This is a genomic window from Colwellia sp. Arc7-D (genome assembly GCF_003061515.1).
GTDB lineage: Bacteria > Pseudomonadota > Gammaproteobacteria > Enterobacterales > Alteromonadaceae > Cognaticolwellia.
The window spans coordinates 1,387,389-1,409,818 of the sequence record NZ_CP028924.1; the positions used below are offsets into that span (position 1 = coordinate 1,387,389).

At 38.1% G+C, this 22,430-nt stretch carries 21 protein-coding genes and 1 pseudogene; 16 read left to right on the top strand and 6 right to left on the bottom strand.

All coding sequences use genetic code 11. The features are described 5' to 3' along the window. Positions 1-93: 93 nt before the first annotated feature. On the top strand, positions 94-720 hold the full coding sequence (locus tag DBO93_RS06030; protein ID WP_108455512.1) for a riboflavin synthase subunit alpha: 627 nt from the start codon (positions 94-96) through the stop codon (positions 718-720). 58 nt (positions 721-778) lie between these two features. On the opposite strand, the gene DBO93_RS06035 is transcribed toward DBO93_RS06030, so the two are convergent. Together DBO93_RS06035 and fdxA are read right to left on the bottom strand one after the other, a co-directional pair. Next, positions 779-985 carry a CPXCG motif-containing cysteine-rich protein gene (locus DBO93_RS06035; RefSeq protein WP_108455513.1) on the bottom strand — a complete coding sequence of 69 codons (207 nt, stop codon included), beginning with the start codon at positions 983-985 and terminating at the stop codon, positions 779-781. A gap of 166 nt (positions 986-1,151) precedes the next feature. After that, complete coding sequence (gene fdxA / locus DBO93_RS06040; RefSeq protein ID WP_108455514.1) at positions 1,152-1,484, bottom strand: ferredoxin FdxA; 333 nt, start codon at positions 1,482-1,484, stop codon at positions 1,152-1,154. A gap of 182 nt (positions 1,485-1,666) precedes the next feature. Here fdxA and DBO93_RS06045 point away from each other — a divergent pair, with 182 nt between their 5' ends. Further along, on the top strand, positions 1,667-3,313 hold the full coding sequence (locus DBO93_RS06045; RefSeq protein WP_108455515.1) for an NAD(P)/FAD-dependent oxidoreductase: 1,647 nt from the start codon (positions 1,667-1,669) through the stop codon (positions 3,311-3,313). Between the two features lie 111 nt (positions 3,314-3,424). On the opposite strand, the gene DBO93_RS06050 is transcribed toward DBO93_RS06045, so the two are convergent. Further along, a complete protein-coding gene (locus DBO93_RS06050) occupies positions 3,425-4,096 on the bottom strand; it encodes an START domain-containing protein (RefSeq protein ID WP_204100658.1) in 672 nt (223 codons plus the stop codon). A gap of 297 nt (positions 4,097-4,393) precedes the next feature. Here DBO93_RS06050 and thrS point away from each other — a divergent pair. The 10 genes and pseudogenes from thrS to DBO93_RS06100 all read left to right on the top strand — a co-directional run bounded on the left by thrS (position 4,394) and on the right by DBO93_RS06100 (position 15,338). Continuing rightward, positions 4,394-6,305 (top strand): annotated as a pseudogene (gene thrS, locus DBO93_RS06055) (threonine--tRNA ligase). Between the two features lie 92 nt (positions 6,306-6,397). Beyond that, positions 6,398-6,952 carry a translation initiation factor IF-3 gene (infC, locus tag DBO93_RS06060; RefSeq protein WP_108455517.1) on the top strand — a complete coding sequence of 185 codons (555 nt, stop codon included), beginning with the start codon at positions 6,398-6,400 and terminating at the stop codon, positions 6,950-6,952. 180 nt (positions 6,953-7,132) lie between these two features. After that, positions 7,133-7,327 carry a 50S ribosomal protein L35 gene (rpmI, locus tag DBO93_RS06065; RefSeq protein ID WP_081149668.1) on the top strand — a complete coding sequence of 65 codons (195 nt, stop codon included), beginning with the start codon at positions 7,133-7,135 and terminating at the stop codon, positions 7,325-7,327. Positions 7,328-7,342: 15 nt separating this feature from the next. Further along, positions 7,343-7,699 (top strand): 50S ribosomal protein L20, encoded by a 357-nt coding sequence (gene rplT / locus DBO93_RS06070; RefSeq protein WP_077284679.1) that lies wholly within the window; start codon positions 7,343-7,345, stop codon positions 7,697-7,699. Between the two features lie 194 nt (positions 7,700-7,893). After that, on the top strand, positions 7,894-8,997 hold the full coding sequence (locus DBO93_RS06075; protein WP_108455518.1) for a phosphoribosylaminoimidazolesuccinocarboxamide synthase: 1,104 nt from the start codon (positions 7,894-7,896) through the stop codon (positions 8,995-8,997). Between the two features lie 585 nt (positions 8,998-9,582). Then, positions 9,583-9,921 (top strand): P-II family nitrogen regulator, encoded by a 339-nt coding sequence (locus tag DBO93_RS06080; protein WP_108455519.1) that lies wholly within the window; start codon positions 9,583-9,585, stop codon positions 9,919-9,921. An 85-nt stretch (positions 9,922-10,006) separates the two neighbouring features. Beyond that, complete coding sequence (locus DBO93_RS06085) at positions 10,007-11,299, top strand: ammonium transporter (RefSeq protein WP_108455520.1); 1,293 nt, start codon at positions 10,007-10,009, stop codon at positions 11,297-11,299. A gap of 337 nt (positions 11,300-11,636) precedes the next feature. Beyond that, positions 11,637-12,617: a phenylalanine--tRNA ligase subunit alpha gene (pheS, locus tag DBO93_RS06090; protein ID WP_077284683.1), complete on the top strand. Its 981-nt coding sequence runs from the start codon at positions 11,637-11,639 to the stop codon at positions 12,615-12,617. Positions 12,618-12,629: 12 nt separating this feature from the next. After that, on the top strand, positions 12,630-15,041 hold the full coding sequence (gene pheT / locus DBO93_RS06095; RefSeq protein WP_108455521.1) for a phenylalanine--tRNA ligase subunit beta: 2,412 nt from the start codon (positions 12,630-12,632) through the stop codon (positions 15,039-15,041). Positions 15,042-15,044: 3 nt separating this feature from the next. Beyond that, positions 15,045-15,338, top strand: a complete 294-nt coding sequence (locus DBO93_RS06100) for an integration host factor subunit alpha (protein WP_081149676.1) — start codon at positions 15,045-15,047, stop codon at positions 15,336-15,338. Between the two features lie 88 nt (positions 15,339-15,426). On the opposite strand, the gene DBO93_RS06105 is transcribed toward DBO93_RS06100, so the two are convergent. Next, a complete protein-coding gene (locus tag DBO93_RS06105) occupies positions 15,427-15,951 on the bottom strand; it encodes a DUF2937 family protein (protein ID WP_108455522.1) in 525 nt (174 codons plus the stop codon). 182 nt (positions 15,952-16,133) lie between these two features. Between DBO93_RS06105 and DBO93_RS06110 the strand changes: the two genes are divergently transcribed. From DBO93_RS06110 to DBO93_RS06125, 4 genes are all read left to right on the top strand, one after another. Beyond that, on the top strand, positions 16,134-17,921 hold the full coding sequence (locus DBO93_RS06110; protein WP_108455523.1) for an ABC transporter ATP-binding protein/permease: 1,788 nt from the start codon (positions 16,134-16,136) through the stop codon (positions 17,919-17,921). 74 nt (positions 17,922-17,995) lie between these two features. Further along, positions 17,996-18,541, top strand: coding sequence for a DUF1415 domain-containing protein (locus DBO93_RS06115; RefSeq protein ID WP_108455524.1), 546 nt, complete (start codon positions 17,996-17,998; stop codon positions 18,539-18,541). A gap of 124 nt (positions 18,542-18,665) precedes the next feature. Further along, complete coding sequence (locus DBO93_RS06120) at positions 18,666-19,454, top strand: hypothetical protein (RefSeq protein ID WP_108455525.1); 789 nt, start codon at positions 18,666-18,668, stop codon at positions 19,452-19,454. Positions 19,455-19,521: 67 nt separating this feature from the next. Beyond that, the gene (locus DBO93_RS06125; RefSeq protein ID WP_239059129.1) at positions 19,522-20,370 is read left to right on the top strand and encodes a glucosaminidase domain-containing protein; all 849 of its coding nucleotides are present in this window, start codon (positions 19,522-19,524) and stop codon (positions 20,368-20,370) included. Between the two features lie 212 nt (positions 20,371-20,582). On the opposite strand, the gene ttcA is transcribed toward DBO93_RS06125, so the two are convergent. Continuing rightward, on the bottom strand, positions 20,583-21,515 hold the full coding sequence (gene ttcA, locus DBO93_RS06130) for a tRNA 2-thiocytidine(32) synthetase TtcA (RefSeq protein WP_108455527.1): 933 nt from the start codon (positions 21,513-21,515) through the stop codon (positions 20,583-20,585). A gap of 86 nt (positions 21,516-21,601) precedes the next feature. Then, positions 21,602-22,231 carry an SGNH/GDSL hydrolase family protein gene (locus DBO93_RS06135; protein WP_108455528.1) on the bottom strand — a complete coding sequence of 210 codons (630 nt, stop codon included), beginning with the start codon at positions 22,229-22,231 and terminating at the stop codon, positions 21,602-21,604. Positions 22,232-22,430: the final 199 nt, after the last annotated feature.

A 22,430-nucleotide genomic window follows, 5' to 3' on the forward strand; every position in this document is an offset into this window, starting at 1 on the left:
AGAGAAAAAGCGATTAATGTTCATCAAGGCAATTATATCATTTGGTTATTCTTGCTAAGATAGCAAAAAATAGAGTATTTATCTGGATGATATATGTTTACTGGTATTGTGCAATCGCAAGCTGAAGTAATTGCGATAATTAGTAAAAATAATGCGATAAGATTAAAGGTTTCGTTAGAAAACTCGTTAATTGAAAACCTAGAAGTTGGAGCGAGTGTAGCTATTAATGGTGTTTGTTTAACTGCTGTAGAATTTGGCCACTTGGCTGCAAGCAGTAGCTTTATCATTTTTGATGTTATTGATGAAACGTTGCGAGTCTCTAACCTTGCTGATATTGAACTGGGGTCAAAGGTTAATGTAGAACGTTCGTTAAAAATTGGTGACGAAATTGGCGGACACATGCTCAGTGGTCATGTTCATGCGCAAGCCATTATTACTAACCGTGTTGATAGCCCAGATAACTGTACAATTAGTTTTACCATAGCGCCTGAGTATCAAAAATACATTTTTGCTAAAGGCTTTATTAGTATTAATGGTATTAGTTTAACATTGGGCGCTGAGGTAGGAGATTCATTTTCGGTGCATTTAATACCTGAAACTTTAGCGCGAACAAATTTACAATATGCTTGTGTTGGCGATAAAGTGAATATTGAAATTGACCAGCAAACCATGACGATTGTACAAACTATTGAGCGAATGAAGCTTAACTCACATTCATAATGAGTTATTTAGTTAGGCTTTTATCTATTTAAGCTTAACGCTACTTTAGGCTACTTGTTTAAAAGTACTGTTCGTTATCGCTAGCAACCGCTAATTGAATTTTTTTATAGTATTCGTCAATATGTAAATTCAAGTGCATTTCAATACAACAAGCCGGACACTCTTCATAATAGTCTTGGTCACCTTCACTGGCGTCTAACGAAACCCGAATGTGATGTCCACAATGTGGACACTCAATACGTTGCACTTTAATATCATGGGGCATAAGGCCTCCTCGATGTTAACTTTATGAACCTTCTTATTAAGTATGGTCACTTTTAGTGAAAGCGCGAGTTTTGTCATGCCAAAAAGTTAACTATAGAAAAGCCAATAACGATAATATTAACAAAGTTAATGAAGGGAGATTTTAGGTTTAGTTACGCTCAGAGTAATTAATCAATATCGATGATTAAGTTTTCTATTTTATTGCTGACGCCATTCCATTGTTCTGCATCAGCAGGTGCTGGAATAATCTCTGTGATAACAGGCCATGTTTTAGCTAGCTCAGCGTTAAGTTCGATAAAGTCTTTTTGATCTTCAGGCACTTCATCTTCTTGATAAATAGCATCGGCGGGGCATTCAACTGGGCATAAATCGCAATCAATACATGAGTCAGGATTAATCACTAAAAAATTAGGACCTTGATGAAACGCGTCGGCAGGGCAAACAGCGACACAATCTGTGTACTTACATTGAATACAGTTATCAGTTACTACAAACGCCATTTTACTCTGCTTAAATTATTATGTTAGATGTTAAAATCTACTGCATCTCTGCGATTTATATGCGGATCATACCTTGCTAGCGAACAAATTCAATTATTGTTTTAGCTTTGTATTTGGTATCGCTAAGAGTATCAGGTAAAATAGCGCCAATTTTTACCCTAGTCTCGCTTTGGAAATCCAATATGTTGCGTTTAACTAACGTCAAATTACCACTTAATCATCAACCTGAAGAGTTAGAGCAAGCTATTCTTTCTATTTTAGATATTTCAGCTGAACAGCTTACCGATTTTTCTGTTTTTAAACGTGGTTACGACGCTCGTAAAAAAAGCAATATCATTTTGATGTATACGTTAGACGTGACCACAACAATTAATGAACAATTGTTGCTAAAGCACGAAAAAAATCAAAACATTAAAAGTAGCCCAGATACCAGTTACAAATTTGTTGGTCAAGCACCTAAAGGTTTAACTGAACGCCCAGTCGTTATCGGTATGGGACCGTGTGGCTTATTCGCAGGTTTGCTGCTAGCACAAATGGGCTTTAACCCTATTATTTTAGAACGGGGTAAAGAAGTACGACAGCGCACTAAAGATACCTTTGGCTTTTGGCGGAAAAAAATTCTTAATACGGAATCGAATGTTCAGTTTGGTGAAGGCGGTGCGGGTACGTTTTCAGACGGTAAACTCTACAGCCAAGTTAAAGATCCAAAACATTATAGTCGTAAAGTGTTGCATGAGTTTGTAGATGCTGGCGCGCCCAGTGAGATTTTATTTGTCAGCAAGCCGCATATCGGTACGTTTAAACTTGTGACTATGGTTGAACAAATGCGTGCTGAAATACATCGCCTTGGTGGTGAAGTACGTTTTGACCAGCGTGTTGATGATATTCATTTTACCAAAGCAGATAATAACAGCGACAATATGCAAGTTACAGGCTTAACATTAGCAACGGGTGAAGTCATACATACAAAACATATTGCGTTAGCTATTGGGCATAGTGCGCGTGATACCTTTGAAATGCTGCATAAAAAAGGTGTTTTTATTAAAGCTAAGCCTTTTTCAGTAGGCTTTAGAATTGAGCATGAACAATCGGTTATTGATGACGCTCGCTTTGGCGAAAATGCGGGTAACCCTATTTTAGGCGCTGCAGATTATAAACTTGTACACCATTGTAAAAATGGCCGTTCAGTTTACAGTTTTTGTATGTGTCCAGGTGGTACCGTAGTAGCGGCAGCATCAGAAGAAGGGCGTTTAGTGACTAATGGAATGAGCCAATATTCACGTCATGAACGAAACGCGAATAGTGCGATAGTCGTTGGCATATCTCCTGAAGATTATGATGAAAATGGCAGTAAAGATAACGTGCTAGCTGGAATTGAATTTCAGCGCCGCCTTGAAGAAATCGCGTTTAAACTCGGTGGTGAAAACTACGATGCGCCTGTTCAGTTAGTTGGAGACTTTTTGGCCGGGCGTAAAAGTGGTGAACATGGTGTTGTTGAGCCTTCATATAAGCCGGGGGTAAAATACTGTGACTTAAGTGAAACGTTGCCTGCTTATGCGATTGAGGCTATTCGTGAAGCATTGCCTGCCTTTGAACGTAAAATTAAAGGCTTCTCTATGAAAGATGCAACGTTAACCGCAGTTGAAACTCGAACTTCGTCGCCTATTAACATCACGCGCGATAAAGAAAGTTTTGAAAGTGTTAACACTAAAGGTTTATATCCTGCAGGTGAAGGTGCTGGTTATGCCGGAGGTATATTATCGGCAGGTATTGATGGCATTAAAGTGGCTGAAGCGATGGCGCTTTCGATGCTTAAACATCACGCTTAAAGGATTTAAAGGCTGTTGAATAATAACTTCAGTTAACTTCAGTTATTTCAAGTTACTCAACGTAGTAACTTGAAATAACAAGTGAGCGTTATCACAGCTATGGGGATTTAATCAAATTTTTGCGTTGCTAACGTTTAACATTTCTTGAATATTTTCTTTAGTTCGCTGTTGGTGTTTACTATGAGGAAGCTGCTCTTTCATATTCTGAAGGGTATTCCAAATACCCTTTAGTGTCATCGGTTTTAACAACCACTTTGGAATATTGCCTTTTGGGTCAACCATGAATTGATATGTAACATCGATTTGCTTAGGTTGAATTGGCTTTATCTGCCAAAAAGCACTTATCACTTGCATACGTAAAACGTCTTCGGTAATCGCTACTGTATCACCTGCATCTTCAACCAAAATATCAATCGATAAATCTTTATTTTGCCAATAGCGAGAATGTACAATGACTTCGCGGTCTGCAAACGGCCATATCGCATTAAAACGAGTTTTGAATATATGTTCGCTTGGCGATATTGTACTAATAAGTTTGGCTGACTCTGCATTATTTAACCAATTGTGAGTCATAGGTAAATCTTCAATAAAATAAAGAAAACCAGCAAGAGTAGACTCAAACTTAGCTTGTGCTCTTATTTCGATTAAATTTGTACTGTTATCGACACGATAGCTTACATTGAAAAAATTGTCTTCTTGCCATAGTTTCCATGGTGTTGATTGAATTGAACTAGGGTTTATATTGGTTTCTAGTTCCGTGTTTTGTACTGCTAAAGTTGCCATTGAATAAAAGCTCAGTAGAGCACTGAAAATCAATTGCACTTTTAATGTTATAAATTTATTTACATGCTTACTCAATATACTTGTCCTGTGCATTGCAAATTAAGGGAAATTACCCTATATTCCTGTGCTCGCTTTAACGCAATTTCTATCTTCGTGTTAATAGCCACCGATATAATATCGAATTTTGCATTATATAGCGCCTTAAATTGCTTAAGCATTGAGAATGACGTTATAAAAATTAATTAATAAATTTCAAGCGGCACTTAGTGTGTGTCGCCACTGAACAAAGGAAAATACATGCCTGTAATTACGCTTCCCGACGGTAGTCAACGCACTTTTGAACAAGCAGTTTCTGTTATGGACGTTGCCTTAGATATCGGCCCTGGTTTGGCAAAAGCCACAATCGCAGGTCGAATTAATGGCGAATTGGTCGATGCTTGTGAATTAATCAAAGAAGATGCGGCTCTGCAACTTATTACCAGTAAAGATAGCGAAGGTCTTGAGATCATTCGTCATTCTTGTGCGCATCTATTAGGTCATGCTATTAAGCAATTATGGCCTAACACCAAAATGGCGATTGGCCCCAACGATCGATAACGGTTTTTATTATGATGTTGACCTAGAAGAGTCAATTACCGAAGACGATTTAGTTAAGCTAGAAAAACGCATGACAGAACTTGCGCGAACTGGCTATGAAGTTGTTAAGAAAACGGGTACATGGCAAGATGCTTACGACGCGTTTACTGAACGTGGCGAAAGTTATAAATTACAAATTCTTGATGAAAATATTGATAAGTCTGATACACCAGCGCTTTATCATCATCAAGAATATATCGATATGTGTCGTGGTCCTCATGTACCTAGCATGCGTCATTGTCATCATTTTAAACTAATGAAAGTTGCTGGCGCTTATTGGCGTGGCAATTCAGACAACAAAATGCTGCAGCGTGTTTACGGCACAGCATGGGCTGATAAAAAACAATTAAAAGCTTATATAGTACGATTAGCGGAAGCTGAAAAGCGTGATCACCGTAAAATTGGTAAAACGTTAGATCTTTTCCATTGGCAAGAAGAAGCACCTGGAATGGTGTTTTGGCATAACGATGGTTGGACTATTTATACTGAGTTAGAAAAATTCATTCGTGAAAAACTACACGAATATGATTACGACGAAGTTAAAGCACCAATGATGATGGACAGAAGCCTTTGGGAAAAGTCAGGTCACTGGGACAAATATGCTGATGGCATGTTTACTACTGAGTCTGAAAAGCGTGAATACGCCATAAAACCAATGAACTGTCCAGGTCATGTACAGATATTCAACCAAGGGTTGAAGTCTTACCGTGATTTGCCGCTACGTATAGCTGAATTTGGCTGTTGTCACCGTAATGAACCTTCTGGGTCTTTACACGGTTTAATGCGCGTACGTGGCTTTACCCAAGATGACGCACATATTTTCTGTATGGAATCGCAAGTGCAAGCCGAAGTCACTAAGTGTATCGAAATGGTATACGACGTCTATGGCTCATTTGGTTTTGAAGATATTGTTGTTAAATTGTCTACACGCCCTGAAAATCGCATTGGTAGTGATGAAATTTGGGATAAAGCGGAAGCCGGCTTAGCTCAAGCGTTAACTGACAGTGATATTAAATTTGAATACTTACCTGGCGAAGGCGCTTTTTACGGTCCTAAAATAGAATTCACTTTAATGGATTGTTTGGGACGTGCTTGGCAATGTGGTACTGTACAACTCGATTTTGCTTTACCAGAGCGTTTAGGCGCAACTTATGTTGGTGAAGACAACGAAAGATACATTCCGGTGATGATCCATCGTGCCATTTTAGGTTCACTTGAACGTTTTATCGGAATTTTGATTGAAGAGTACACTGGCAAATTTCCAACTTGGTTATCGCCAATTCAAGCAACTGTGATGAATATTACCGACAAACAGGGTCAATATTGTGAAAAAGTTGTAAAAAAACTAAAAGAAAGTGGATTTAGAGCAAAACTAGACTTGAGAAATGAGAAGATAGGCTTTAAAATCCGCGAGCATACTTTAAAGCGTGTTCCGTATTTGTTAGTCGTCGGTGATAAAGAAATGGAAACTGGCGAAATTGCAGTACGAACTCGAAGTGGTGAAGATTTAGGTACAATGTCGGTAGATGACTTTATTACCAAATTATCTGACGAAGTTAAAAACCGTCAATAAGCACTTTGAAATAAAAAAACACGTAATATTATTATTTAACCCAAGTAAACTAAAAATAGTGCTTACTTGGTCACAACGTTCTTTGGAGGAACATGGCTATTAAAGGTGGACAACGTGGCGGGCAAAAAGAGCCAGCGCATCGTTTAAATGAGTTAATCACAGGTATTCTGGGCAATGAAGTTCGTTTAATTAAATATGACGGCGAACCAGGTGGTATAGTTACATTAGATGAAGCTATGGACCAAGCAGAGGAAGCAGGTGTCGATCTTGTAGAAATCAGCCCAACAGCAAAACCTCCTGTTCTTCGCGTTATGGATTACGGTAAGTTTATCTATGAAAAAGCGAAAGAACAGAAAGAACAGCGTAAAAACCAGAAACAAATACAGGTAAAGGAAATTAAATTCCGACCTGGAACAGATGAAGGCGATTATCAGGTAAAACTACGCAACCTGAAGCGCTTTTTAGAAGGCGGCGACAAGGTCAAGGTAACATTACGTTTCCGTGGCCGTGAAATGGCCCACCAAGAACTCGGTCTTGAAATTCTAACTCGTGTTAAAAAAGATTTAGAAGAATTGACCGTAGTCGAGTTTTTCCCTCGTAGAGCGGAAGGGCGTCAAATGGTGATGGTCTTAGCCCCTAAAAAATAGATAATACCCGGTTTGACAAGTAGTTAACTATTTTCCGAAATAGTTAACTCACCGCTATTATCTTTAAGCTGGTAGACAAGGCCTACAAGTAGAATTCACATCTTAGCTTAACGGTTAAGCGCTGAGAAATTCTCGCCCTCGTTTACTTTATATTTGGCATAACAATGCGGAGTTATTAACATGCCTAAAATGAAAACCAATAAAGGTGCTGCAAAGCGCTTTAAACAGACAGCCACAGGCTATAAATTTAAACAAGCCGGTCTTCGTCATATTTTGACTAAACGCCGTACTAAAGTTAAGCGTCATCTTCGTGCTAAATGCATGATCGCCGCAGCTGACATTAAGTCAGTTAAAAAACTTTTACGTCACGGTTAATAGGAGAGATAGAAAATGGCAAGAGTAAAACGTGGTGTACAAGCACGTGCACGTCACAAGAAGGTTCTAAAGCAAGCTAAAGGTTACTACGGTGCCCGTAGTCGCGTTTATCGCGTTGCTTTCCAAGCTGTAACTAAAGCTGGCCAATACGCATACCGTGACCGTCGTCAACGTAAGCGTCAATTCCGTCAACTTTGGATTGCTCGTATAAACGCAGCAGCTCGTCAAAATGGTTTATCTTACAGCCGTTTCATTAATGGTCTTAAAAAGGCTTCTATTGAAATCGATCGTAAGATCCTAGCTGACATCGCAGTATACGATAAAGCAGCTTTCACATTCTTAGTTGAAAAAGCGCAAGCTTCTTTAGCATAAGTTTGAGATATTAGCTCTGAGATAAGGACGCCTATGGCGTCCTTTTCTTTTTTTAAAAGATGAAAAATTGACTAAAAAGTCAGGATAATCCAAGTCATATAAAATGAACCGTTAACTAAGCTGGTTTATCAAATCTATAATCAAGCCTGTTTATTTAAACGTTTAATTTAATTATAGGAAGTGAAGGTCTTATTATGAGTCTTGCTGATCAAATTCTATCGGTAAATAACGATTTACCAATCCGTACTGATGTTGCTGTTCATAGTGGCAAGGTGCGTTCTGTTTATTGGTTAACTGAAGACGATAGTCGTCGTTTAATTCAAGAGAAAAATTACGATGTTGCCGAAGATACACCGTTAGCCATTATGGTGATCAGTGACCGAATTTCAGCGTTTGATTGTATTTGGCATGGTGAAGGCGGTATGAAAGGCGTTCCTGGTAAAGGTGCTGCTTTAAACGCTATTTCTAATCATTGGTTTAACTTGTTTAAAGAACAAGGTTTAGCTGATAGTCATATTCTTGATATTCCGCATCCGTTTGTATGGATTGTTCAAAAAGCTAAACCTGTGATGATTGAAGCTATTTGTCGACAGTATATTACCGGTTCAATGTGGCGTTCGTATGCTAAAGGCGAACGAGAGTTTTGTGGTATTGAACTTAGCGATAACCTTGAAAAAGACAGTAAATTACCAACATTGCTACAAACACCTTCAACAAAGGGAATTTTGCAAAATATTCCTGGCGTGCCTGCCGTAGACGATGTCAATATTACCCGCAAAAACATTGAAGATAACTTCGCTGCTTTTAATTTTAAATCTGCTGATGACATCACCTTATATGAGAAGTTATTAACGGAAGGCTTTGATGTTATTTCAGCGGCATTAGCTAAGATTGATCAAATTTTTGTTGATACAAAGTTTGAGTTTGGTTATGTCAAAGACCGTAACGGTAATGACAAACTTATTTATATGGATGAAGTGGGTACGCCTGATTCATCGCGTATTTGGGATGGCGAACAATATCGCGCAGGTAATATTGTAGAAAACTCCAAAGAAGGTTTCCGTCAATTATTACTTAACCACTTTCCTGATCCTGATATTCTGTTGAATAAAGACCGAATGACAGAACGTGAAGCGCTTGCTCGTGACAATGAGTTACCTGCTAATGTGTTAATGACTTTGTCAGCAACATACCTTGTGATTGCAGAAAAAATTATCGGTAAAGAGATCGTGCTATCGCAAAACCCTAAACAAGAAATTATTGATATTTTACGTGATGAATATCAGTTGATTGATTAGGTTATAGTGAATATTGAAAACAGCCTCGCAATCGCGGGGCTTTTTTATGCGCCTGTATTGCTCTAATGACTTACATCCTTATGAACATAGAACCTTGGTATTAGTTCATATATGTAACACCTCGCGCATTGCTCTAATGTCTTAGAACCGTGTCATAACTAGTAGTCGATGTGATAGATCTGCGGTGCTCAGTTTTTCCGTGGAACTTTCTGTTGAATTATCAGTGAACCTTAATCAGTGAATCTTAGTCAGTGATTCTGCAGCAGCTTAGTGAATTTAGATTTAATAAGCGTTTTTATTCTTCGATTTCCCCCTGCGTTATATTCATATTTAAACTCAATAACGACACATAACAATAACTCAACTGATCTTGCCCACTTGTGAAGCAATGCTATCACTGTGCACCAAGAATGCTCTTTTTTGTTTGATTTGTGCACCATATTGGTGCTTGTGAGTTGTCTTTGTTGTGCAGTTTTATATTTAATTGTCTGTATTAGTTATGTTTTTCATTTTGGGTACAAATGGTGCTTAGTGTAATCAAATAAGAAAACTTAAATTGACTATGAATGCACTAAAGGTGATCGAATGAAATTAATAACAGCAATTATTAAACCCTTCAAAATGGACGATGTCCGTGAAGCATTAAACGAAATTGGCCTTGATGGTATGACAGTGACAGAGGTAAAAGGCTTTGGTCGTCAAAAAGGCCATACCGAACTTTATCGTGGTGCTGAGTACTCAGTAGACTTTTTGCCAAAAATTAAGTTTGAAATTGCGGTTAAAGATGATTTTGCTGAACGTGTTATTGACACTATCGTTAGCTCTGCTCAAACCGGTAAAATTGGTGACGGTAAAATATTTGTTACCAATATTGAAAATATTACTCGTATTCGAACGGGTGAACTAGACGATGAAGCCATTTAATTGAGCTTTTTCGGGTAACTCAAAGTAATAATAAATTCGGCTGCAAAGTAGGGCTGAAACAAGATTTAAATAGTGGATGTATAAAATGAATAAAATAGTAATCACACTTCTAATGTTAATTTTTTCTCTACCAAGTTTTGCGGCAGAGACAACGCTTAATGGTGCTAATACCGCATGGATTTTAACATCAACAGCACTTGTGCTATTGATGACTTTACCTGGATTAGCCTTGTTTTATGGCGGCTTAGTGCGCAGAAAAAATATTCTGTCAATTTTAATGCAGTGTTTTGCCATTGCTGGCGTTTCTTCTATTTTGTGGTTTATCGTTGGTTATAGCTTAGCTTTTGGCGAAGGTAATGCTTGGATTGGCGATTTTAGCAAAGTGTTAATGGTTGGCATGACAAAAGAAACCCTTGCAGGAGATATTCCTGAAAGCTTGTTTATGTTATTTCAAATGACGTTTGCTGTGATAACACCGGCGCTTATTATTGGTGCTTATGCTGAACGAATGAAGTTTTCAGCGGTATTATTGTTCTCAGGTTTATGGCTGTTAGTTGTATATGCTCCGGTTACTCATTGGGTTTGGGGCGGCGGTTGGCTTGCACAAATGGGCGTTTATGACTTTGCTGGTGGTATTGTTGTTCATATTACCGCGGGTGTTGCAGCACTGGTTGCTGCAGTGGTACTAGGGCCACGCCATGGTTTTCCAAAAACACCTATGTTACCTCATAACTTAACCATGACAGTTACAGGTGCTGGTATGCTTTGGGTTGGTTGGTTTGGCTTTAATGGTGGTAGTGCATTAGCGGCTAATGGAGATGCGGCTATGGCGATGTTAGTTACTCATCTTTCAGCCTCAGCAGGAGCATTAACGTGGGCTGCAATCGAGTGGAAAAAATTTGGTAAGGCAAGTGTGCTTGGTGCGGTAACGGGTATGGTGGCAGGTTTAGGTACTATTACACCAGCATCAGGTTTTGTTGGTCCAGGTGGCGCATTAATTATTGGCGTTTCAGCGGGTATTATTTGTTTTTACTCAACAGTTTATATTAAACAAAAACTGAAAATTGATGACTCATTAGATGTTTTCCCCGTGCATGGTATTGGCGGAATATTAGGGACTTTATTAGCAGGGGTCTTCGCCTCAACTGAGCTTGGAGCCTTTAGTGGTTTTGGTTATGCTGAAGGTATTACTACCATGTTAGGGCAAGTAACAGTGCAGCTAATTGGTATTGGCTCTACTATTCTTTATACGGCTGTTGTGTCTTACATTCTATTTAAAATAGTGTCAGTGATGACTAAAGGCTTGAGGGTTTCTAAAGAGCAAGAAACTACCGGCTTAGATTTAACTGAACACGATGAAGTTGGCTATAATATGTAATTTTATTCGCTAATGTTTAACCGTAAATGGCTTCAAAATTATGAAGCCATTTTTTTGTCCATAAACACATTGTTTTATTTTTTATGTTACGTTCGCTGATAAATTGCAGACAGCTAAGTTAATAATTTGTTCTGTTTTTGAAAGTAATCAGCCATTAGGTGTTTTTTTTCTTGAAAAACGTAGATTTACTCTACTCTAACAACAATTTTTTGTGTAAAATCATTCACCATTTTATTAATCGAAAAAGTCTAGCTAAAGGCCAAATTAGGCCGATGTTAATGCCCTATATTTAAATATTAAAAAGTATGGGCGCTTTAAACACGCTTTAGAGGAACTCATGAATTTAGACGATATTATATTGCAGGCAGAACAAGCAATTGCTGCGGCGACTGATCCTGTAGAACTTGACCAAGTTCGCGTTAACTTTTTAGGCAAAAAAGGTTTGTTCACTGAGCAAATGAAAGGCCTAAGTAAGTTACCAAAAGAAGAAAAGCCCAAAGCGGGTCAAGTGATTAACATCGCTAAACAGCAGGTACAAAAACTGTTAACTGAACGTGGTGAGTTATTACGCGCCGAAGTTATCAAGCAACAACTTGCTGCTGAATCTATTGACGTAACATTGCCAGGTCGTGGTGATGAGCTAGGCGGATTACACCCAGTAACACGTACTATTGAACGTATTGAAAGCTTTTTTGGTGATTTAGGCTTTTCAGTTAAGCAAGGTCCAGAAGTTGAAGATGACTTTCATAACTTTGATGCCTTAAATATTCCTGAGCATCACCCAGCACGTCAAGACCATGACACGTTTTACTTTAATCCTAAGTTAGTACTACGTACACAAACGTCTGGCGTACAAATTCGTACCATGGAAAAAGAGCAACCACCGCTACGTATTATCTCTCCGGGTAAGGTTTATCGTAATGACTACGATCAAACTCATACGCCGATGTTCCATCAAGTCGAAGGCTTAATGGTTGATAAAGACGTTAGTTTTACGCATTTAAAAGGTGTGTTGCATGATTTCTTACATCACTTTTTTGAAGAAGAAGTAGAAATTCGCTTCCGTCCATCATACTTCCCATTTACAGAGCCTTCTGCAGAAGTCGACATTATGGGTAAAAACGGTAAATGGTTAGAAGTATTAGGTTGTGGCATGGTGCATCCGAATGTATTGCGCAGCGTAGGCATTGATCCTGAAGTTTATACCGGTTTTGCCTTTGGTATGGGGGTTGAACGTTTAACCATGTTACGTTACGGCGTAAATGATTTACGTTCATTCTTCGAAAATGATCTTCGCTTCTTAAAACAGTTCAAGTAGGAAAGCCATATAATGAAATTTAGTGAATCTTGGTTACGTGAGTGGGTTAATCCTGCTATATCTTCAGATGAATTAGCACATCAAATTACCATGGCTGGTCTTGAAGTAGACGCCGTAGAGCCTGTTGCAGGAAAGTTTAGCGGTGTATTAATTGGTGAAGTAGTTGAATGTGGTCCGCACCCTGATGCAGACAAATTACAAGTAACAAAAATCAATTTAGGACCAGATTTTAATGACGGCGAGTTAGTCGACATTGTTTGTGGTGCTAAAAATTGTCGCTTAGGCTTAAAAGTTGCCGTTGCTACTGTTGGTGCGGTATTACCGGGCGACTTTAAAATTAAAAAAGCCAAACTACGCGGCGTACCGTCTCACGGCATGTTATGTAGTGAGTCTGAAATCGGTTTGTCAGATAGTTCAGACGGCATTATGGAATTAGCCAGCGATGCTCCTATTGGTAAGTGCGTAAGAGAATACCTTGATCTTAATGATGTAACCATCGACGTTGATTTAACGGCTAACCGTGGTGATTGTCTTGGTTTAAAAGGTCTTGCACGTGAAGTAGGTGTACTTAATAGCTTAAGTGTTACAGAGCCAACTATCACAGCAGTTACGCCAACGATTGACGATACGGTAGCTATTACCTTATCAGCTGAAAAATCGTGTCCTCGTTATTTAGGGCGTGTGATTAAAAATATTAACATCAATGCACAAACTCCGTTGTGGATGGTGGAAAAGCTACGTCGTTGTGGCACACGTTCAATTGACCCTGTAGTCGATGTAACTAACTATGTACTGTTAGAGCAAGGTCATCCTATGCATGCTTTTGATTTAGCTGCTATTGAAGGTGCTATCAATGTACGTTATGCAAATGAAGGTGAAACGTTAGTATTGCTTGATGAAAATGAAGTCAAACTTTCGACGCAGACCTTAGTTATTGCCGACGATGCAAAAGCATTAGCCATGGCTGGTATTTTTGGCGGTTTAGAGTCGGGTGTTACTGCTGAATCTAAAGATATCTTTTTAGAAAGTGCTTTTTTCGCGCCATTAGCTATTTTAGGTAAAGCACGTCAGTACGGTTTACATACTGATGCATCACACCGTTATGAGCGTGGTATTGATCCACAGCTACAACGCGATGCCATGGAACGAGCGACAACATTATTGCTTGAAATCGTTGGTGGTGAGGCAGGTCCTATTGTTGAAGCTGTGTCGATAGAAAATATTCCAGCTGAAAAAACAGTAGCCTTGCGTCGTTCAAAGCTTGATGGTCGTATTGGTCACCATATCAATGACGAAAAAGTTAGCGAAATATTAACTCGCTTAGGCTTTGCTGTTACTGAAAATGGTACAAGCGAAGAAAAAGTATGGACAGTTGTTGTTCCTGCTTATCGTTTTGATATCAGTATTGAAGTTGACTTAATTGAAGAAGTTGCACGAATTTTTGGCTACAACAATATTCCAAATGTTTCACCAAAAGCAACATTGGCAATGCGTGAGCAAAAAGAAGCGCAGTTACCGTTAAGCAAATTACGTAATGTTTTAGTTAATCGCGGTTACCAAGAAGCGATCACTTATAGTTTTGTTGACCCGAAAGTACAAATACAGCTACACCCAGGTCAAGCAACCATGACGTTACCGCACCCAATTTCATCTGAAATGTCAGAGATGCGTGTAAGTTTATGGACCGGATTATTACAATCAGTAATTTATAATCAAAACCGTCAACAAGGTCGTGTACGTTTATTTGAAACTGGTTTGCGTTTTATTCCTGATGAAAGTGTGGAAAATGGTGTTCGCCAAGACAATATGATCGCAGGTGTTCTTAGTGGTCAACGTAGTGAAGAACATTGGGATATCGAAAAAGCAGCAACCGATTTTTATGATATTAAATCTGATGTTGAAGCCTTGTTAGGTTTAACAAATAACGTCAGTGAATTTGTTTTTTCTAAAGCAGAAGTTGATGCGTTACATCCTGGTCAAACTGCCGCTATTCATAAAAATGGTGTACTGGTTGGTCATGTTGGAGCCTTACATCCTGAATTAGAACGGAAATTAGGCCTTAATGGTCGCACATTAGTTTTTGAACTTTTATTGAGCGAAGTTTGTACACAAAATATCCCTCAAGCACGCGACATATCTCGCTTTCCGGCAAACAGACGTGACATCGCTGTAGTGGTAGATGAACAAGTTAGTGCAAATAAAGTACTACAACTTATTGAAAAGGTTGGCGGAAATTATTTAGTTGATCTAAACTTGTTCGATGTATACCAAGGTAATGGTATTGAAGCTGGTTTTAAAAGCTTAGCAATAGCAATGATATTGCAAGATAATAATAAAACCTTAGAAGAAAAGGATATCACTGACGTAGTTAACCGAGTGGTTGATACATTGAAAACTGAACTGAATGCATCTCTGAGGGATTAAATAATGGCGCTAACAAAAGCAGAAGTAGCAGAACATTTATTTGAAAAAGTTGGGCTAAGTAAGCGCGACGCAAAAGATATGGTTGAAGTGTTTTTCGAAGAAGTTCGTGAAACTTTAGAAGCAGGCGAGCAAGTTAAATTATCTGGATTTGGTAATTTTGACTTACGCGTGAAAAGCGAGCGTCCTGGACGTAACCCTAAAACAGGTGAAGATATTCCAATTTCAGCCCGTAAGGTAGTAACTTTTCGACCAGGTCAAAAACTTAAAAGTCGCGTTGAAGATGGTAATAGCGAATAAGTTAGCAAGCCAGTTTTGCATTGATAGAGTTTAATAAAGGTTGCTTCGGCAACCTTTTTTATTGCGGGTCGAAAAGGTTAATTACTTATTATGATTGAATAGGGTCAATTTTTTTGGCTTTAAAAGGGCGTTTAACGGCAAATACCGTTAACTCTTTTAGCAACAATGCACCTAGAGCAAGCGCTCCTCCGGTTGCTAGCGCGTTTAATTCAAGTGGGATCCCCATTGAAAAGTTTTCAGCTGTGCCAGAAGCAATTTGTTGATCTAAATGCCAAACAAGTTGATATACACTGTTGAGGTAATCGGTCTGTGAAATTTGCGTTAAATGACTTGCCAAGTAATCGACACGTAAAGATAACAGTTCGATTAACTCTCCGGTACTGATAATTGAGGCTTCAGTATTTTCTTTATAGCGGTCAATCATAGTGATTAAGCTGCCATCAAAATGTTGCTGTGCTATTACCTCAAATTGGGCTAATTGTGACTGAGCTTCTGCTAAATGACCGCCAAGGCGTTGTTGGTATTGCTGCATAAATTCAGGCAATTGTACGCCCAAAATAAAAGTAACCGTAAAAAAGCAACGATCAATAATATTGTTAATTAAAGTCAACATAATGACGAGTTACCGTATTAATAGAATAGCTTCACGTTAGCACAACTACTAAAAAAGTTCATTGCTATTAAAATGTAAATTCAACAGTCAGGTTTTAAACCATTGCGACTCTATCGATGTTAATATAGTGCGATGTAAAACAGTTTATTCAACTTAAGTACACTTGGAAATTAGCCAACATAATGCGTAGATCCTCTCATCAAAGCGAGCAAGAAGTCACCACCTTTAATTGGCATGTAGTTAAATTGTTACTGCCTTATTTATTTGAATTTAAAGCGCGTATATTTTTTGCCTTAGCCTGCTTAGTATTAACAAAAGTTGCCAGTGTTTACCTACCTTTTATTCTTAAAGATATTGTCGATATATTAGATAAACAGCAAGATAATCGTATTTATATCGTTCCTTTTGCATTGGTTGGAGCATACGGACTCGTAAGGTTAACGATTGTACTTTTTGCTGAAATCCGCGATACCTTATTTGGTCGCGTTACTGAACGTGCGATTCGACGAATTGGTTTGAAAGTGTTTCAACACCTGCATAAATTAGATTTAGACTTTCATTTAAATCGCCAAACGGGTGGTTTATCACGTGATATTGATCGCGGTACAACGGGCATTAATTTTTTAATGCGTTTTATGATCTTTAATATTATTCCAACCCTAATCGAAATAACGATGGTGGTGGGAATTTTATTCTTCAACTACGGCATTTGGTTTGCGCTCATCACGTTATCTTCCATTGTGCTCTATGTCGCTTACTCTGTTTACGCAACGGATTGGCGAACACGCTTTATACGAGAAGCAAATAAAGCTGATTCATCAAGTAATACACGCGCAATCGACAGCTTATTAAATTATGAGACCGTTAAATACTTTACCAACGAAGACTTTGAAGCAAAAGCGTATGACAGCCAACTCGCTGACTGGGAACAGGCGAAAATGAAGAACCGCTTATCTTTATTTGCCTTAAATGGTGGTCAAGCGCTGATCATTTCTTGCGCTATGACCGCAATGTTAGCTTTAGCGGCTTATCAAGTGACTTATGAGAAAATGACTTTAGGTGATTTCGTTTTGATCAATGCCTTTATGATGCAGCTATTTATTCCACTAAACTTTTTAGGTTTTGTCTATCGAGAAATTAAAGGGTCATTGGCTAATATTGAACAAATGTTTGAATTGATGCTAAGAAAACCTAAAGTAGAAGACAGCGAAAATGCCGATATTTTAAACTTGTCTGCAGCAGAAATTAAATTTGAAAATGTCTCGTTTGCTTATAACGCTAAGCGACCTATTATCAAAAATGTATCATTCACGATAAAGTCTGGGCAAAAAGTGGCGGTTGTGGGAGAAAGCGGCTCAGGAAAGTCGACATTAGTGAAATTATTATTTCGATTTTACGATTGTGACAGCGGCAAAATAACCATTGATGCACAAAATATTCGTGAGGTTACACAACATTCATTACGAAAAAATATCGGTATAGTGCCGCAAGACACGGTGTTGTTTAATGATACGCTTTTTGAAAATGTGCAATACGGAGCACCAAAAGCCAGCAAAGATAAAGTAAACAAAGCCTTTAAAATGGCACATTTATCTGATTTTGTCTCAAGGTTGCCTGATGGCATGGAAACCATAGTCGGAGAACGCGGTTTAAAGCTTTCAGGTGGTGAAAAACAACGGGTTGCTATTGCACGTACTATTTTAAAAAATCCGAAGATTTTAATATTTGACGAAGCAACATCATCATTGGATAGTCAGTCAGAACAAGCAATATTAACGGCAATTAAAGAAGTCGCCGAGCATAGAACCAGTTTAGTCATTGCTCATCGTTTATCGACCATTGTTGATGCCAATCATATTATTGTGATGCAGCAAGGTGAAATTATAGAGCAGGGCACACATCAATCTTTAATCGCTAATAAAGGCCATTATTTTAATATGTGGCAATTACAACAAAGTAATAACCATTGATCATGCTCGATAGCAAAACTTGCAGTTAATTCCTGTACTTAAAATTAAAATAGCAAAAGATAGAGTAAATTGCGATGACCCAGATAGATGAAATTGAACAAACCAAGCAATGGTTAGAGCAGGTGATCATCGGGCTAAATTTCTGCCCATTCGCCAAAAAAGAGTTTGTTAATCAAACTATTCATTATCATGCTAGCGATAAAGCTCAGTTAAAGCCTGCTTTAGTTGAGCTTTTAGCGCAGTGTCACTTCTTAAGTGATAACCCTGAAATTGAAACAAGCTTGTTGATTTATAATCAAGGCTTTAGAGATTTCAATCGTTTTCTAGATTTGGTTGATGATAGCAATGAATTGATTGTCGAACATGGTTTTGAAGGCATATTTCAAATAGCGACTTTTCATCCTGAATATTGCTTTGCTGACGCTGAATACGATGATGCAGGCAATTTTACTAATCGCTCTCCATATCCTACATTGCATTTAATCCGTGAAAAAAGCATGGAAAAAGTGTTAAGTGTATATAAAAATCCAGAAGCTATTCCTGATAATAATATCGCCTTAGCGCAAAAAAAAGGCGCTGATTATTTTCAAAGCTTATTAAAAAAAATTAAACAAGATTAAAAATACTTCTGAGTTTTTAATAACTTTACTTTGCTTATTCACACAGCGCTTTGAATTACGATATACTGGCAGCAATTCAGATAAATAAGCGTTTTTATGCGCTTTCTCATTAGGTATATTTTTTGTGGAAAAACTTCCTGTTGTAAAAGTTGGTGGTAGTGTTGAAGAAGCCGTTAAAGGCGAATATTCACTTGATGTAGCGGCTATATTGAAAGAAGGGTGGCAATTAACCTTAAAGTCGCGCATGTCGATTAATTTAGGGCTATTAACTTGTTTAATCATAGGGATGGTCGTTTCAATTTTGGTCAGCAGCCAGCTTGGTGGCATTGAAGTAGCCATTCAAGACCAACAATCAGCCACGTTACTTAATATTATCGTTACACTAGTGGTATACCCCTTTATTGTCGGTGTTGAAATGATGGGCGTTTTCCATTCAGTTGGTCTAAAAACTCAACCTAAATTGATTTTTGGCTTTTTAAAGCGTGGTAGCTGGGTTGCGGTTAGTGCTTTGCTTACCTCGACTTTAGTTACTATAGGTTTAACATTATTCTATTTACCGGGTATATTTTTAGCTGTAGCCCTGTCATTAGTTCTCCCTTTAGTGGTAGAAAAGAAAATGTCACCGATAAAAGCGATTTCGGTCAGCATTCAAGCTACTCGCTTTCAATGGTTTAAAATATTTTCACTTTACTTGATTTTAGCGTTAGCAGTTTTGGTTGCTGCTTTACCTGTTGCCGCTACTAGTGCTTCAGAATTAGGCTTTATTGCAATCGCATTTTTCCTTTTCTGTTTGGCTTATTTAGCGCCGCTTTTTTACAATGTAAAAGGAATTTTATATCGGGAAATATTTGGTTTGCAAATGCAAGCTAATACCGAACAAGGTAATACAATAAATGACACATTTTCTGCTTAATGAATAAAGTTTGGTAAGATTTATACAATGCTTAGCACTTATCAATATTGCGTAAGGAATCATGATTTTGAGAAAAATTAATAAGCAAAATATTTTCGGCTTTATATTTTTAGCCCTATTAGTTATTGGTTTAGTCGCGCCATTCACTTTTTTAAAGGTAGAAGAAGCTAGTGAAACCGTTGAACAGACAGTATCTAAAAAAACGTTTAAAAAAGTGGCTAAAAAGATAGAACAGCCGCTTCACGACGTTAACTTACCAAACTTTGCCAAAATTCGAGATGTAAAAGAGAAAAAACGAAAATTTTTTGCTTTTATTAAACCAGCGGTAGCGGCTGAAAATAAAAAGATACTTGCTAAGCGTGTTGAAGTAGAACGCTTAATTGAGCAGCTGACCTTAGAGCAACCTTTTAGTCTCGAAGATGAAGCGTTAGTTGCAAAGTTAATTACGCAATATAAAGTCAGTAAAAAATTCTCACTGTTAAAACAGCTCTATGAATTACAGCTTAAAGTAGACGTTATTCCGCAAGCACTTGTTTTAGTGCAAGCGGCAAATGAGTCAGCTTGGGGGACATCTCGGTTCGCTCGAATAGGTTTGAATTTTTTCGGTGTTTGGTGTTATAGCGAGGGCTGTGGCATGGTGCCAAGTAGTCGTAATTCAGGTGCGGATCATGAAGTAGCTGCTTACAGTTCTGTAAAACAAGGCGTTGAGCGCTATTTACATAACATTAATACGCATCGCGCTTATAACGTATTTAGGCTTATTCGAGGCCAATTACGGGATCAAAACCAACCTTTGGCACCAGAAATATTAGCGACAGGCTTAACCGCTTACTCTGAACGTGGTGCAGATTATGTCTTAGAACTCACTGAGATGATCAGACATAATCGACCATACTTTGATCTTGCAAATAAATAATCTTTAGTGGCTCTGCCGTTCTAAGTCAACACTAGGCTGAACGGCAAAACTGCAAAATAATCTACTCTAAACCTAAACCTAAACCTAAACCTAAACCTAAACCTGAAAAATTCGCCAACATTGAACCGCTAGCCAATAATAAGCCCAGTAAAACGTTACACTTTATAAGCTAACGTTAAATAGAGTTTACTCATTGAAAAATTTCAATAATATTATTTTATCTCTGTTACTTTCAATAAATCGGCTTGATGAATGTTAACAGCGTTACTTTCAGGCGCAGCTTGTACAAATGTCTCTTGATCAAAAGCGGTATCACCACCATCAATAATTCCAGAGTTTGCGTTAATACCTTTAAAGTCAAAAAGTTCGCTGTCACATAAATGTGAAGGCACTACATTTTTAATCGCCGTAAACATAGACTCAATACGCCCTGGGTGATTTTTATCCCAATCTTGTAGCATTGCCTTAATGTTCTGACGCTGTAAGTTAGGTTGTGAACCACATAAGTTACAAGGAATAATAGGGAATTGCTTTAGGGCAGCATACTGAATAAGTTCTTGCTCTTTACAAAATGCTAATGGGCGAATAACCACGTGCTCGCCATTGTCAGAAACAAGTTTTGCGGGCATTGATTTGAGCTTGCCACCGTAAAACATATTGAGCATCAATGTTTCGACCATGTCGTCGCGATGATGACCAAGTGCAACTTTAGTTGCTCCTAATGCTTTAGCCGCTTTATACAACAATGCTCGGCGTAAACGAGAGCATAAGCTACATGTAGTTTTGCCTTCAGGAATTTTTTCTTTAACAATGGCGTAAGTGTCTTCTTCAACAATTTGGTAAGCGACACCTATCGACTCAAGGTAATTTGGTAAAATATGCTCTGGAAAACCGGGTTGTTTTTGATCAAGGTTAACGGCAATTAAGTCAAAGTGAATAGGAGCAGATTCTTTTAAGCGCATTAATATTTCGAGCATGGCATAACTATCTTTGCCACCAGAAACACACACCATAATTTTATCGCCGTCTTCAATCATATTGTATTGGGCAATCGCTTGGCCAACATGACGTCGTAAGCGTTTTTCAAGCTTTTCTAATTGTGTGTTTTGGCTTGGAGATAAGGCCGATTTTAAAACTGCGCTCATAATAAATTCCTAGTAAATATTGCCGCGTAGTATAGCCGAAGTAACTACATGAACAAAGTTGAACTTAGTGAATTTATTTATCTATTTTAAGTTGATAGTTTTAATGCCGTCGCGGCTTGTTCTGCCCAAACACCATAAGCAAGTGCTGACGGGTGAAAGCCATCTTGAGCTAAATATTCAGACGTAAAAGGTATGTCAATTGTTAGGACGCAACATTGGCTATAATTTGCTGTGGTTTGCATCATTAAGGTATTTAGTCTTTTTGCGCGTACTCCTAGCCACCATCTTAATGGTTGCATAATGCCGGTAAATAAATGCATCGGAGGAAGTGCTGTCAACAACACTTTTGGAGTACCAAATTTGGTGCTACATAAGCTTACAATAGCCTCTATATTACTAACCCAGAGACTTTCTTTTGTGAGGCCTGTTACATCATTTACACCAATAGATACCAAAATAAAGTCAAACGTTTGTGTTTCTAACTTTTCAATTTCATTGATTAACTGTGTTGAAGTTAGGCCCGTACTCGCTACTAATTGCCAGTTTACTTGATTGTTAATAGCAAGGTTGTTTGATAACTGGCCTGACAATGCATTTTTTTGTTCGTGTGTACCAACACCTGCTGTAGCCGAATCACCAATTATCAATAAACTAATTGGACTGCCATTACCTGTAGAGCCTGAGCGTTCACCTAATGCTTCTGGGAGTTTTATCATGCTAAAACGCACCCATATCGCTTGTAAAAGTAATAAGGGCAGGAGTATCACCGTGCTAATGTAATAAGGTATAAGTCTAAGCGGTTGTTTTATCTTCAATGATAAAGTCCTGATGATGATCTATAAATGATATGTATAGCGTAATAAATATTTGAAGACAAACTTATAACAATTGTGAAGAGAAGATCGTTGGAAATTA

Excerpts from the sequence above, each read along its gene's own strand:
- infC (WP_108455517.1), top strand. The coding sequence starts at position 6,398 with ATGGCTATTAAAGGTGGACAACGTGGCGGGCAAAAAGAGCCAGCGCAT.
- DBO93_RS06085 (WP_108455520.1), top strand. The coding sequence starts at position 10,007 with ATGAATAAAATAGTAATCACACTTCTAATGTTAATTTTTTCTCTACCA.
- DBO93_RS06075 (WP_108455518.1), top strand. The coding sequence starts at position 7,894 with ATGAGTCTTGCTGATCAAATTCTATCGGTAAATAACGATTTACCAATC.
- DBO93_RS06115 (WP_108455524.1), top strand. The coding sequence starts at position 17,996 with ATGACCCAGATAGATGAAATTGAACAAACCAAGCAATGGTTAGAGCAG.
- pheS (WP_077284683.1), top strand. The coding sequence starts at position 11,637 with ATGAATTTAGACGATATTATATTGCAGGCAGAACAAGCAATTGCTGCG.
- DBO93_RS06050 (WP_204100658.1), bottom strand. The coding sequence starts at position 4,096 with ATGGCAACTTTAGCAGTACAAAACACGGAACTAGAAACCAATATAAAC.
- DBO93_RS06100 (WP_081149676.1), top strand. The coding sequence starts at position 15,045 with ATGGCGCTAACAAAAGCAGAAGTAGCAGAACATTTATTTGAAAAAGTT.
- rplT (WP_077284679.1), top strand. The coding sequence starts at position 7,343 with ATGGCAAGAGTAAAACGTGGTGTACAAGCACGTGCACGTCACAAGAAG.
- fdxA (WP_108455514.1), bottom strand. The coding sequence starts at position 1,484 with ATGGCGTTTGTAGTAACTGATAACTGTATTCAATGTAAGTACACAGAT.
- DBO93_RS06035 (WP_108455513.1), bottom strand. The coding sequence starts at position 985 with ATGCCCCATGATATTAAAGTGCAACGTATTGAGTGTCCACATTGTGGA.
- DBO93_RS06045 (WP_108455515.1), top strand. The coding sequence starts at position 1,667 with ATGTTGCGTTTAACTAACGTCAAATTACCACTTAATCATCAACCTGAA.
- DBO93_RS06105 (WP_108455522.1), bottom strand. The coding sequence starts at position 15,951 with ATGTTGACTTTAATTAACAATATTATTGATCGTTGCTTTTTTACGGTT.
- DBO93_RS06030 (WP_108455512.1), top strand. The coding sequence starts at position 94 with ATGTTTACTGGTATTGTGCAATCGCAAGCTGAAGTAATTGCGATAATT.
- ttcA (WP_108455527.1), bottom strand. The coding sequence starts at position 21,515 with ATGAGCGCAGTTTTAAAATCGGCCTTATCTCCAAGCCAAAACACACAA.
- DBO93_RS06080 (WP_108455519.1), top strand. The coding sequence starts at position 9,583 with ATGAAATTAATAACAGCAATTATTAAACCCTTCAAAATGGACGATGTC.
- rpmI (WP_081149668.1), top strand. The coding sequence starts at position 7,133 with ATGCCTAAAATGAAAACCAATAAAGGTGCTGCAAAGCGCTTTAAACAG.
- DBO93_RS06110 (WP_108455523.1), top strand. The coding sequence starts at position 16,134 with ATGCGTAGATCCTCTCATCAAAGCGAGCAAGAAGTCACCACCTTTAAT.
- pheT (WP_108455521.1), top strand. The coding sequence starts at position 12,630 with ATGAAATTTAGTGAATCTTGGTTACGTGAGTGGGTTAATCCTGCTATA.
- DBO93_RS06135 (WP_108455528.1), bottom strand. The coding sequence starts at position 22,231 with ATGATAAAACTCCCAGAAGCATTAGGTGAACGCTCAGGCTCTACAGGT.